We start from the raw sequence: 13,343 nt of genomic DNA on the forward strand, positions 1-13,343 counted from the left end.
AAGGCTTTTAGTATTTTTCGATACGGATTGGATGAGCTTAATAGAGCTTTACTGTTTGATTTAAAGGCAGTTAGCAATTATTCTAAACTTTTGACATATACTTAGATGCTGACCGACATTAAGTTTTATCTTCGATACTCATACAAAAAGCCCTTTATAAGGGCTTTTTGTATGTAAAAATATTGTATTCTACTATTGCGACCACTCCGTTGGTGTTCTATCCCAACGATGGCTTTTTAGTTTTAAGCGAAGATTTTCATCAAGCTTTTTACCATCACTTGTACCAATATTAGCTTCAACGTGGCGTATCTTTCTCATACCCGGAATAATGGTATGTACATCGTCATTGCCTAAAATAAAGCGAAGCGCCATTTCAGGCATGGTCATGCCCGCTGGCACAAGTGGTTTCAAAGCATCAGCGTGCTCTACACTTGGAATCAGGTTCTCGGGTACAAAATAAGTTGAACGCCAATCATCAGCCGGGAATGTGGTTTCTTTGGTTAAAAGACCTGTTAGCGTACCTTCATCAAAAGGCACACGGGCAATTACACCAATATCCAACTTTTTGCAAAGTGGGAATAATTCATCTTCCGGGTTCTGGTCGAAAATATTATAAATTACCTGCACAGTATCAATTAACCCCGTTTTCAGGGTTTCTAGCACATTATTGGGTTCCCAACGGTTTACACTTATACCAAAGTGCTTTACTTTTCCCTGTTGTTTTAGTTTTGTAACGGCTTCTTTCCAATCATCATTGTTAGCCCAGGCATCTTCCCACACATGAAATTGTTGTAAATCAATGCAGTCAACTGCCAGATTTTTCAAACTTTTCTCGGTGTATTCAATAATATGCTCAGCCGGAAAACAATCTTCTAAAAGGAAATGAGATTTTGAAGGCCATGTGAAATTTTTTGGTGGAATTTTTGTTCCATAATGCAGGCGTTTCTGTGCGTATTTCTTCAATACATCGCCCAGAATCTCTTCACTTCTTCCTTCAGCATAGCCCCAGGCAGTATCAAAAAAGTTACAGCCTAATTCTACCGAACGGTCAAGCGATTGCCCTACTTCATCTTGGTCTGAACCTGTCCAACCTGCCAAACCCCACATACCATACCCTATTTCACTGACGTTCCAGTCGGTACGTCCAAATCTTCTATACTCCATGAAATTAGTTTTTTATAATTATGTGATTTAAAAATACAAAGTTTAGGAAAATGACTAAAGGAACAAGAAGAATCTAAAATTATGTTTTGTTCCCACTACGTTAGTTGTGTTTTTTATTCTTTACAGCAGCTATAATCCAGGCTATTATACCTATCAAAAATAAGGCAATACTTGTACCAAAAGCTATCCATTTAAACATTCCGGCAGCAGAAGCAAAATTAGCTGCCGCATCAGCCCTTTCCGGAAAGGCATTTAACATCGCGATGATTCCGGCATTTTCGGCAAAATCACCGATAGTAGCTAAAATAGGGAATATGTTTAATTGCTGCATAAAACTGCTTGGCGTAAAACCTCTTTTGAACACATAACTCAGTAATAAGACATTGGTTGTGGTGTAAATAAGCGGATAAACTACATCTATAAAAGCTTCAACCCACAAGTAATATTTCCGTCCCTCTTCACCATAAGCCACAAGTATATTGTATGCCTCGTTGGCAGTAAAACCAAATTTAAGGTCTAGAACACCGAGTATCATTTGCGGATCAAATTTACTCCGCATATAGGGCAAAATTCCGGCTGATATAATCATTTGTAGAACAAAGAAAATCAGCACATTAAGCCCCGACGCATAACGTCGAGCCAAGTTTGAGAGAGAGCTTAGCATTGTAGTTTATAGTTTAGTTAAAAGTTTGATTATAAATAAAAAATAAGGATATTGTTACATTAGAACATTTCAACCTACTCTCTCTATTCTCACTGCCACATTATTAAAAGCGGCATTGCCTGTTAATTCATCTAATATATATTCATCGGTTAAATCATTAATACTTACGCCCGCATATTTAGCCGCTATGTCTAGTTTTACGCCTTTGCGTGCGTGTCCGTAGCCATGAGGCATACTTACTACGCCTTGCATCATGTGGTCGGTAATCTCAATTGGCAATTCAACGGCACCTACTCTTGAACTCACTTTTACTATCGACTGACTATCGAGATTGAGCTTTTTAGCATCTGCTGAATGAATCATCAAAGTACATCTGTTACGGCCTTTCACTAAACGCTCAGCGTTATGCATCCATGAATTATTATCTCTCAAGTGTCTTCTGCCAATCAGCAGGTAATCAAAACCATTTTGTAGAGCATCGTCATCTAAATATCTGCAAAGTCTATCTATATCTTTTACCAATAAGTCAGGGGCTATATTTATGCGTTTATCGAGCGTAAGTAGACGCTGTGGTAAGCAAGGCTTTAAAGCGCCTAAATCAATGCCGTGTGGATTATCTTTTAGCTGTTTTAAAGATAGACTATAAGGGCCAAACTGCAAACCCATATCAAGCTTAAGTTCAGGTGGCTCAGCTGTAAAAGGGGTATCAGACGAATTATTTAATCGATGAGCCAATTCCTGATAAATTTCCCAGTCATATTTAGCGCCCTCTGCTTTAGTAAATAATGCTTCTGAGTACTTAGCTGTGTTTCTGACAGCCAGCACATGGAAGGTCATATCGTAATGAGATACTTCAAGGCCAGTAGCAGGTGGGAGTATAATATGCGCATGGCGTGTGGTTTCGTTGATATAAATATCAATTGCTACCATAAACTCTAGTTGTTCAAGTGCTTTATCGACCTGCACACCATTTGGCGTAGAAAGTACCGGATTGCCGCAGCTCGTAATCATTGCTTTAATTTGCCCTTCACCTTCTGTCAGTATTTCTTCTGCAAGCGTAGCAACAGGTAGCTCACCCAAAAACTCCGGCAGTTTTCGAACTCTGCTTTGCCAGCGGTTAAATTTATTTTCGGCTTTGGCTCTTGCCAGAAAATCTACGGCTGGTGCTGTAAACATGGCACCTCCTTCTCTATCCAGATTTCCTGTTAACACATTGATAGCATTAATCAACCATTGTGCTATGCTGCCAAATACTTGTACCGATACTCCTACTCTTCCGTAACAAACGGCGGCTTTTGCCTTAGTAAAATCATACGCAAGCTGACGAATTGTAGAAGCCGAAATACCTGTTTGCTTTTCTACTTTTTCGGGTGCAAAGGGTTGAGAAAGTTCTCTTAATATTTCTATCCCATCTGTAAATTCAGCTAGTATGCCTAAGGCAATAAGGTTTTCGGCAAAGAGCGTGTTAATCATTGCCAATAATAAAAAAGCATCTGTTCCAGGACGAATAAAATGGTGTTCATCTGCTTTGGCAGCAGTCTCTGTAAATCGTGGGTCTATCACTATTACCTTACCCCCTCTTTTCTGAATAGCTTTCAGCCGGTTGGCTACATCGGGCACCGACATAATGCTACCGTTAGAAGCAATAGGGTTGCCTCCGATAATAAGCATATAATCGGTATGGTCAATATCGGGGATAGGCATTAGCATCGGGTGACCAAACATTTGCCAAGCAGCAAAATGATGAGGGAGTTGGTCGGCCGAAGTGGCAGAAAACAAGTTTTTTGTACGCAGGGCTTTGGCAAATGCCGGGGAGTTCATGGAAGTGCCTAAGTTATGTATCGACGGATTTCCCTGATACATACCGATGGCATTATTCCCGTATTTTGCTTGTATATATTTTATTTTGCTAATAACTTCAGTAAAAGCTTCTTCCCACGAAATCTGCTGCCAGCCATGTATAGTACGTTTCACCGGAAACTTCAGCCGGTTATTATCTTCATAAATATCTTTTAAAGCCACAGCTTTAGGACAGATGTGCCCTCGACTAAAAGGGTCGTTTTTATCTCCCTCTATTTTTATTATTTTACTGCCGTCAACACTGATTTCAAGCCCGCACATAGCTTCACAAAGATTACAAGTGCGATAATGCGTAAGTACTGTCATAGGTCAGAAAAGATAGTATATAAGCAAGTTAGCAGTTTTTTAAGATACTTTTTCAGTCTGAAAATAATTTTATGAGATTTGGTGGGTTGAGGTCAAAAAAATAAATTCGTAGCATGTATGACTTCGTAGCTCAGTTGGTAGAGCAACTGAACGAACGCCACCCTCTCTTAATCAGTGGGTCGAGAATTCGAGGCTCACCGGGGTTACTTGACAATTATAGTCTGAGCATTTCTTGAATTACCTCATTATTCTACAAGAAGAAAACGGCAAAACAATCACCAAGAAAATAGCCATTAATCGTTGATTGGTAAATTAATATAGAAACTTACCAATTAAATTTCAATAACGATACCCCTTGTCTTGGTAGTTTAATGTTTAGCTTTAAACTACCATTGTTTGTTTTTATATAACTCGGTGATTCAACAAGTGCTAACTGTCCTGATTTTTCGAGTATAGCATATTGCTCTTGCGTAGGGCTTTCGGGTGAGCCCATTTTTTTCCATACTTCGTAGGCATTGCTGTTTTCTTTGTCAATCCGGTAATGATGAAAATTGAGCTTTCCGACAGGTAATCCTTTTAAATCTAGTTCTATGGTAGCATTTTCTGCTGTTACGTCATCATCATGGTAATGCCAAACCATTACTGCCGCCGAATTGACATCTTTACTGCCAAGCGCATTTATATCGGCATATTTGCCTCTTACGCTTGAATCTCTCACCATTTTAAAATCATACTTCGAAGTACTTTTTGTTTCTACACGCTTGCCCGACATCAGCCCAAACATTCTGAAAACATTCAAAACTGGTTTATCTATACCATTAGTGGCTAAATCACGGAAGCCGTAGAAATAAGGTTGATTCTCGAACTCGAACGACCAACTCACTGCGGCTTTCAGGTTAACCTTGTGGTAATCGGCCAGTGCATATTTTCTGGCAAACGAAGCGGCTGTGTAGCTCGAATACATCGTACCATTTCTGTAAGCATTCTGTGGGTTTGTTTTCATGCCACAGGCCGCACAACCCTCAGGGTCTGACTCTCCGATAATAATAGGCAAATGTTTAAGCGTCGGGTATGAGGCAACAATTCTGAACCCTTCCGAAATATCTCTTAGTTGTGTACCCATGTTCATTTGCACGTGCCCATCTACGATTTTAGGTGCACCTTTGGCGTGAAACGAAATAAAATCAAGCGGCGAGCCTACTTTACCTGTTACGTAATTTTTGCCCGATATACAATGGTTCAGAAAAGTCTTTAAATACTCAGCTGCTTTATCCCAACTTGGGCCTGTTGTCTCAGGGCCACCAATTTTAATGGTCGGCAAAGCTCTTTTGGCGGCATCAGCCGTATAATCATAGAGTTTGCAATATTCTTCAACCGTACCTTTCCAATAGCCAATGTTAGGCTCGTTCCAAAGCTCCCAGTACCAGCTTTCTACCTCTTTTTTGCCGTATCGCTCAACCGAATGCTTTACCCATTGATATACCAGCTTGGCCCATTTCTTATAATCGGTAGGCGGATACGCCCAACCTGTATAAACATCATTATAAGGCATGCCAGGCTTCCAGTTATGTTCGTAGGGTTCTGGCTTTGGAGAAAGAGCCTTTGGCATGAAACTAAATTGCGCCAGTGGCTTAATACCTCTTGCCAGATACGTATCAAATATCTTATCAACACGAGTCCAATCATAGATTGGATTCCCGTTGGCATCTTCGGTATAAACATTCGTTGAACCCCATTTTAAGTTCAATGTGTCGTGCCCCGAAGTCAACAAATTATGCGCTCTGAAATAGACAGGCACAGGGCTCATGGCTGATAATTCAGATAGTAGCTTTTTACCGTCTTTCATGTATGCATAATTGGGTTCGTCAGCCCCAAACCATGCCCACATGGTGCTCATATCACCTATTTTTTTATCAAAATCAACCTGAATACTTGTTTTTTCAGAAGAGGTATCCTGTGAAAATCCAATAAAGCTTAAAGACGTAAGAATAATTACGAGAATAATTTTTTTCATGGAAAGGTGGTTTGAATAGAATTATACAAATGTATGAATTCTATTCATAAACCGCTTTACTAAGTATCGCTGAATTTTAACTAACTCGAAAACTTTGTTTTCATTCAATTATTCAAAGCGTAAAAATTTTTAAGCTTAACTTTGTATATAATATTTATCAAAATTCACCTCATTCATCATTCAATGCGTCACATCTTATTATTACTATTTTTTGTAAATCTCACACCAACTTTATCAGCACAAACCATTTACTCAAAAGCTTACGGAAAGGCCAGTAATCCTGCCATAATATTTGTACATGGTGGGCCAAGGGGTAATTCCACACTTTTTGAAGGTACTACGGTAGAAGCCCTTGCAACAAGAGGATTTTATGTAATTGTTTACGACCGCCGAGGAGAGGGGCGTTCGATAGATACTACGGCTACTTTTACATTTAAAGAAGCCTTCGCTGACCTTAATTCGCTTCTGCAAAAGTATAATTTGAAGAAAGTTACTATAATAGGTCATAGTTTTGGAGGTATTGTTTCAACACTTTATACCGATGCTTACCCTGAAAAAGTTGAGCAGCTAATATTAGTCGGAGCTTTATTTTCTCAACAAGAAACTTACGACCATATCTTGTCGACAGTAAAGAAAATTGGCATTGAGAAACATAATAATGAATTGCTGGCTCGAATTTCAGCCATTGAAAAACTTAGCAAAAATTCTGCTGAATACCGCAAAGAATGCTATGAAGTGGCCTCTGAAAACGGCTATTTCAGAATGCCAAATCCTACAGCAGAATCAAAACGATTGAATGAGATTTATCAGCAAAGTGAATTTTCTAAAAGCAATATCCGCAACGATTTAGCACCGATACGATTTTATCAGGATGAAACGCTTGTGAATATAAATACAAAGCCTAATCTGAAAAAAATAGCGAAACATGGCATAAAACTCTTTGCTCTATACGGAAAACAAGATAATATTTTTTCGGCGAAGCAATTAAACGATATGCAAAATATTGTAGGCAAAACCCGATTTCAACTGATAGATAACTGCTCGCATTATCCGTTTGTTGACCAACAAAAAGCGTTTCTGGATACGATTGAAAACTGGATGAAAGCTAAATAATTTTTTACACTCTTTCAATAACAACCGCGTACCCCATACCAACGCCTACACACATGGCAACTAAAGCATAACGCTGTTGGGTTCTTACCAACTGATTAGCAGCAGCCTGTATAATGCGTGTACCTGACATACCGAGTGGATGACCCAACGCAATGGCTCCTCCATTCGGATTTATTCTTTGGTCGTCATCGGCTAAGCCTAGTAAACGGCTTACTGCTAAACATTGTGCAGCAAAGGCTTCATTAAACTCTATTACCGCCATATCATTGAGCGTTAAGCCTGCTTTTTGCAATGCTTTTTGTGAAGCCCCAACAGGGCCAATACCCATAATGCGTGGCTCTACCCCTACCACAGCCGATGAAACAATACGAGCTTTAGGCGTAAGATTATGCGTTTTTAAGGCTTCTTCTGATGTAATGAGCATAGCTATTGAACCATCATTCAACCCGGCAGAATTACCTGCTGTAACCGTACCGCCTTCTTTCTTGAAAGCAGGCTTTAGTTTTGCCAGTATCTCAAGGCTTGTGTTAGCTTTTATGAACTCGTCTTTATCAAAAACGCTTACATTTCCTTTTTTATCTGCTATTTCAACGCCTATTATTTCTTCGGCTAAAATACCGTTTTGCTGAGCAGCAAAGGCTTTTTGTTGAGAACGGTAGGCGAATAAATCCTGATCTTCACGGCTGATATTATACAATTCAACCAGATTTTCTGCCGTTACGCCCATGGCATCGGTGCCATACATTTTATGCATCTGCGGATTAACAAATCGCCAGCCGAAACTTGAATCGAACATCTGGACATCGTTGCCAAAAGGTTTTGAGGTTTTAGAAATAACCCACGGACCACGGGTCATGTGTTCTACTCCTCCGGCAATAATCACATCTCCGTCACCTGCTTTGATAGCCCTATTAGCATGAATAACCGCCGACATACCTGATGAACACAAGCGGTTCACGGTCTCTCCCGGAACAGTATAAGGTAAGCCTGCTAACAACAGCGCCATACGTGCCACATTGCGGTTATCTTCTCCGGCCTGATTATGGCAACCCAACACAACATCATCAATTAATTCAGGCGCTACTTTGGGGTTTCGTTTCAGTAATTCTTTAATCGGAATCGCCGCCAAATCATCAGTTCTCACAGGTGATAGGCTTCCGCCAAAACTACCGATTGGCGTACGTACGGCATCAATTATATAGGCTTCTTTCATGCTTAATTCTTCAATTGAGTTTTTCTACAAAACTGGCACTGGTTTTAGCTCTTACTTCTTCAAGCGTAGCATTGGGCATTAATTCTATCAGCGTCAACTGATTATCAGTATAATTAAATACTGCCAGCTCGGTTATAATAAGGCTCACAACACCTGAGGCTGTTAAGGGCAAAGTACAAGCCGGAACAATTTTAGACGAACCATCAGGATTGGTGTGAGTCATAGTAATTATGAGGCGTTTTGCGCCTTTGGCCAAATCCATAGCCCCACCTACACCTAATAATGGCTTGCCCGGCACAGCCCAGTTGGCCAGATTAGCGGCTTCGTCTACCTCTAAACCACCCATAATGGCCACATCAATATGCCCACCCCGAATCATGGCAAACGAATCGGCACTATCGAAATAACTGCTGCCTTTTAGTGCCGTAACCGGAATTTTACCCGCATTTACGGGATAATCCATTGCTCCGCCGCCATCGGCAGGTACGGGGCCTACGCCAAGCATGCCGTTTTCGGTATGCAAAATAATATCGTGCTCTTCTGTTATTAGGTCAGCTACTAAAGTCGGAATCCCGATGCCCAGATTTACCACATCTCCTTTTTTCAACTCTTCTAAAGCTCTTTTTGCCATGTTCATGCGGCTTTCGTCTACTTTCTTGGAAGAAGAAACCGATGCTGACATGCCTAAATCTTCAAGCGTAAGGGTAGCTTGCACCAGATAGTCTACATAGCAGCAAGGCGTATGAATATGCTCGGGCTTAATCTCTCCTACCGGTACAATTTCTTCTACTTCGGCAATTACTAAATCGGCAGCAGTGGCCATGGCTTTATTAAAATTCTGCTCGGTCATGCGGTACTGCAAATTACCTGCTGTATCGGCACGCCATGCTCTAATGAACGCCACATTGCCTCGCAAACCCTTAATAAATACCTGCTCAACACCATCTATCTCTTTGGTTTCACGGCCTTGCGCTATCAATGTTCCGGCTGATGCGGGTGTATAGAACCCTCCGATACCCGCTCCACCTGCTCGCAGTGCTTCGGCTAATGTACCTTGTGGTAATAGTTCATAAGCTATTTGTCCGGCTTGCACGGCTTTTACCGCATCCGGATTAGAAGTAAAAAACGAACCAATCAATTTTTTAAGCTGTCCGTTTTTTAGTAATCTGCCGCCGCCTAAACCCACTTCTCCGGCATTGTTGCCAATAAAAGTTAAATCTTTAGTACCTAGCTCAGCCAAGGCATGCATCAAATGCACAGGATTACCCGTCATGCCGAATCCTCCCTGCAAAAGTGTGTCGCCGTCTTTTACCATACGTGCGGCTGTGTGCGTATCTATAATCGGAACCTGCTTCATGTTTATCTTATTCAAATGCCTCAAATGGTAGCCCTACATAGTTTTCGGCTATGGTTGTAGCGTAGGCTTTTGATAGTTTTATATAATCGAATTTTGCTTTTTGTAATTGATATTGAAACGACCCGTGTTGGTCTTGTTTATGAAAGAGTGTAGTCATGAAATTAGAAAAATCCTGTGCTCGCCAGATGCGTTTCAGAGCCGTAGCGGAGTAATTATCTAATGCTTTGGCGGAGTTTTTCTGATAGTATCCTACAAATCCATCGGCCAGGTGTTTTACATCTGCTACTGCCAGATTCAGACCCTTGCCGCCTGTTGGCGGTACAATATGGGCAGCGTCTCCGGCCAAAAATAGCCTCCCGGCCTGCATATTATCGGTAAAAAAGCTACGCATCGGGGTAATACCTTTTTCGAAAATTGGCCCTGTTTTTAAAGTCCACCCTTCTGTACCTAAACGAATAGACAATTCTTCCCATATTCTATCATCGGGCCAATTATCAATATGCTCAGTATTATCTACCTGTATGTATAAACGGCTAATTTTATCTGACCGTAAACTATGTAGCGCAAAACCTCGTTCATGATAAGCATAAATCAGCTCTTCGGTCGATGGTGCTACATGAGCCAAAATGCCTAGCCAACTAAAAGGATAAGTAACTGTATACTCCCGATAGGTATCAGGTGGTAAAGTTTTACGCCCAATACCATGAAAACCGTCGCAGGCAGCTACAAAATCACATTTCAGAACTCCTGTTTCACCTCCATGCTCAAAATGAATTTCAGGATTATTAGTCTCAAAATTTTCAATTTTTAAAGCCGGGGTTTCAAAATAAATTTGTCCACCTCCGGCCAGCCAAACATCTGTCAGGTCTTTTACTACTTCCTGTTGCCCGTAAATAGTAATATTTCTACCGCCTGTTAATTCGCCAAAAGGGATGCGGGTACGCTGACCATCAAAACTCAGATATACTCCATGATGCACCAATCCTTCTCTCAACAGGCGGTCGGCTACGCCTAAATCTTTATAAATATCAACTGTATTTTGTTCGAGCAGCCCTGCTCTTACCCGTGACTGTACATACTCACGGCTACGGTTTTCGAGAATAATAGCCTCAATGCCATGCTTACGCAATAGCAAAGCCAATGTTAAACCCGCAGGACCTGCCCCAATAATACCTACTTGTGTTTTAACTATTTTCATAAACTACTCCCATTTCTTTAAATAGCTCCTGCGCAGTAGCAAAAGCCTCGTTAGCAGCAGGAAGGCCACAATACACCCCCGACTGTAGAATAACTTCTTTGATTTCGGCCACCGAAACGCCATTATTGATAGCAGCACGAAGGTGGAGTTTAAACTCAGCTTTTCGGTTCAAAGCAATAAGCATTGCCAGTGTTATAAGGCTTCGGCTATGTTTTGAAAGATGGGGTCTTGTCCAGATTTCACCCCAGGCATAATTGGTAATGAATGATTGAAAATCGGTATTGAACGAATTGATTTTTTCGTTGGCTTTATCAACATACGCATTGCCGAGTACTGTACGCCTTACGTGCATTCCTCTATCATAGCTGTTATCTCCAACCAGAAAATCAAGTAATATCTGTGCATACTCTTTAGGTTTTTCGGTGCTTGCCAAATGGCGAGCATGAAGCACTTTCAGGTGCGCATAAGGTATTTTATTAGCCAGATACTCAGCCTGCTCTACGTTTGTTACGGGGTCTTCATCGCCTGTTATAATCAGGGTTTCAACCGAAATATTCTGTATTTTATTTCTGAAATCGGCATCTCTTATGGCTGCACAACAATTGGCATAACCTATGGTATCGCAACGTAAAAACATAGCCTTGGTTTTAGCTACCAGTTTAAACTGATGTTTTCTGAAATCTTCGGTAAACCATCGTTCCATTGTATCGTTCACAATGGCTTGCATACCATCTTTCTTAATAGCTGCAATGCGTGTATTCCAACGCTCATCGTCACCAATTTTTGCGCCGGTATTGCTCAAAACAAGCTTTTCAAATCTCTCAGGATAATTCAGTCCCAACCATTGCCCTATTAAACCACCCATCGAAAGGCCACAATAATAAGCCGTTTCAATTTTCAGGTCATCCATCAAATCTATTACGTCTTGCCCTAGTGTGTCAATCGTATAAGGACCTGTCGGAATCTCGCTACCACCATGCCCACGGGTATCGTATTGCAATACTCTGAAATAAGGTAACAGATGCGGCACCAGTTCGTCCCACATCATCATTTCGGCACCTAACGAATTTGAAAATATCAACACCGGACTATTGGGCGTACCTTGGAGTTTATAATTAGTTTTCATAGTGATTTAATGATTTGAAAGATTGTCTAAAATTTCGTCGATGATGTCCAGACTATTGCCTATCGAATGCACAGGCATAAATAGTTCTTCTAAATTAGGTAAATCCAGAGACATTTCAGACAAAATATCTTTCAAATGCTTTTGTTGGGCTATTGCCTGCTTGCAGGCTTTCTCTATCAGTTCATGGGCTTGTATTTTGCCCATTTTAGGTGCCAGAGCCAAGGATACGTTTTCGGCATAAATCAAACCTCTGGTTAGTTCCAGATTAGCCAGCATTCTTTTTTCGTCTACTTCCAAGCCCTGCAATAATTCTATACTTCTTTCTACTGTTCCTCCGGTAAGCATCATTATCTCACTCATTACTTCCCATTCCGAATGCCATAATCCGGCCGAACGTTCATGCTCCTGCGACATAGCTGATAGAATTGATGCCACCAAATGCGGTACACGGTTGGCATTAGCCAATATAGACGCACATAGTACCGGGTTACGTTTATGAGGCATCGTGCTAGAACCACCCCTGCCCTCTCTTGCACCTTCAAACACCTCACCTACTTCGGTTTGCATCATTAAAGAAACATCCTTGGCAATTTTGCCCAAACTGCCCACCAATATGCCTAAAACACTTGCCCATTCGGCCATGTTGTCTCGCTGAGATTGCCACGAAAAAGCAAAGTTCAACTCCAGCATTTCAGCTACTGACTGTACCACTTCTTTTGGCAGATAAGCATTGCCGCTCCCTACTGCTCCATTGAGCTGTAGTACCAGCACCCTTTCTTCTACACTTTTAATGCGTGCCTTTGCTCTCTCGATACTTTGCAACCACATAGCTGTTTTTAAGCCAAAAGTAATGGGCCTTGCTTGTTGCAAGAGTGTACGCCCCACCATAAGCGTCTGTCGATATTTTTTAGTGAGCCCAAGCAGTAATTGTGAGAGCACATCTAGCCGTTCATCGAGCCATATAATCAGTTCTTGTATTTGTAGTACTGTGGCGGTATCTACTATATCCTGGCTGGTTGCTCCCAGATGCACATATTTCGAAGCCTCAACATTGTTGTTTTTAACAACCCGTGTTAGTTGCTTAACCAGCGGAATAGCCACATTGCCACCCGTTATCAGGTCTGCTCTGAGTTTTTCGATGTCAATAAAGTCGGTTCGGCAACAGCTCACAATAATTTCAGCTAAATCGGCGGGGATAATTCCCAGTTCGGCTTGCACCATTGCCAGCACACCTTCTAAACGAAGCATTTGCGCAATACTTTGTTTGTCAGACAATAGTTCGTTGACCTCGTCGGAATAAAAATACTGAGAATATAAGCTCATAAGAT

10 protein-coding genes are annotated in these 13,343 nt (G+C 41.2%); 1 reads left to right on the plus strand and 9 read right to left on the minus strand.

Features of this window, described 5'->3' with window-relative positions; translation table 11 throughout:
- Positions 1 to 192: 192 nt before the first annotated feature.
- The 4 genes from WAE64_RS23170 to WAE64_RS23185 form a co-directional block, all read right to left on the minus strand.
- The gene (locus WAE64_RS23170) at positions 193 to 1,164 is read right to left on the minus strand and encodes an aldo/keto reductase (protein ID WP_340240310.1); all 972 of its coding nucleotides are present in this window, start codon (positions 1,162 to 1,164) and stop codon (positions 193 to 195) included.
- 100 nt (positions 1,165 to 1,264) lie between these two features.
- A complete protein-coding gene (locus tag WAE64_RS23175) occupies positions 1,265 to 1,828 on the minus strand; it encodes a hypothetical protein (protein WP_340240313.1) in 564 nt (187 codons plus the stop codon).
- 69 nt (positions 1,829 to 1,897) lie between these two features.
- A complete protein-coding gene (locus tag WAE64_RS23180) occupies positions 1,898 to 3,994 on the minus strand; it encodes a molybdopterin oxidoreductase family protein (protein WP_340240314.1) in 2,097 nt (698 codons plus the stop codon).
- Between the two features lie 325 nt (positions 3,995 to 4,319).
- Positions 4,320 to 6,008: a GH39 family glycosyl hydrolase gene (locus WAE64_RS23185; RefSeq protein ID WP_340240316.1), complete on the minus strand. Its 1,689-nt coding sequence runs from the start codon at positions 6,006 to 6,008 to the stop codon at positions 4,320 to 4,322.
- A gap of 183 nt (positions 6,009 to 6,191) precedes the next feature.
- Here WAE64_RS23185 and WAE64_RS23190 point away from each other — a divergent pair, with 183 nt between their 5' ends.
- Positions 6,192 to 7,121, plus strand: a complete 930-nt coding sequence (locus WAE64_RS23190; protein WP_340240318.1) for an alpha/beta fold hydrolase — start codon at positions 6,192 to 6,194, stop codon at positions 7,119 to 7,121.
- Positions 7,122 to 7,125: 4 nt separating this feature from the next.
- Here the strand turns inward: WAE64_RS23190 and pcaF are convergent, their stop codons facing one another.
- Genes pcaF through pcaB form a run of 5 tightly spaced genes read right to left on the minus strand, consistent with a single transcriptional unit; the run spans position 7,126 to position 13,338 of the window.
- Positions 7,126 to 8,334 carry a 3-oxoadipyl-CoA thiolase gene (gene pcaF, locus WAE64_RS23195; protein WP_340240319.1) on the minus strand — a complete coding sequence of 403 codons (1,209 nt, stop codon included), beginning with the start codon at positions 8,332 to 8,334 and terminating at the stop codon, positions 7,126 to 7,128.
- A gap of 10 nt (positions 8,335 to 8,344) precedes the next feature.
- A complete protein-coding gene (locus WAE64_RS23200; protein WP_340240320.1) occupies positions 8,345 to 9,691 on the minus strand; it encodes a 3-oxoacid CoA-transferase in 1,347 nt (448 codons plus the stop codon).
- A 7-nt stretch (positions 9,692 to 9,698) separates the two neighbouring features.
- Positions 9,699 to 10,889, minus strand: coding sequence for a 4-hydroxybenzoate 3-monooxygenase (locus WAE64_RS23205; protein ID WP_340240322.1), 1,191 nt, complete (start codon positions 10,887 to 10,889; stop codon positions 9,699 to 9,701).
- A complete protein-coding gene (pcaDC, locus tag WAE64_RS23210; protein WP_340240324.1) occupies positions 10,876 to 12,015 on the minus strand; it encodes a bifunctional 3-oxoadipate enol-lactonase/4-carboxymuconolactone decarboxylase PcaDC in 1,140 nt (379 codons plus the stop codon). Before pcaDC ends, WAE64_RS23205 begins: the two co-directional genes overlap by 14 nt.
- Before the next feature lie 6 nt (positions 12,016 to 12,021).
- Positions 12,022 to 13,338, minus strand: a complete 1,317-nt coding sequence (gene pcaB / locus WAE64_RS23215) for a 3-carboxy-cis,cis-muconate cycloisomerase (protein ID WP_340240326.1) — start codon at positions 13,336 to 13,338, stop codon at positions 12,022 to 12,024.
- Positions 13,339 to 13,343: the final 5 nt, after the last annotated feature.

Origin of the sequence: Emticicia soli (assembly GCF_037860775.1) — a bacterium.
Taxonomy (GTDB): domain Bacteria; phylum Bacteroidota; class Bacteroidia; order Cytophagales; family Spirosomataceae; genus Emticicia; species Emticicia soli.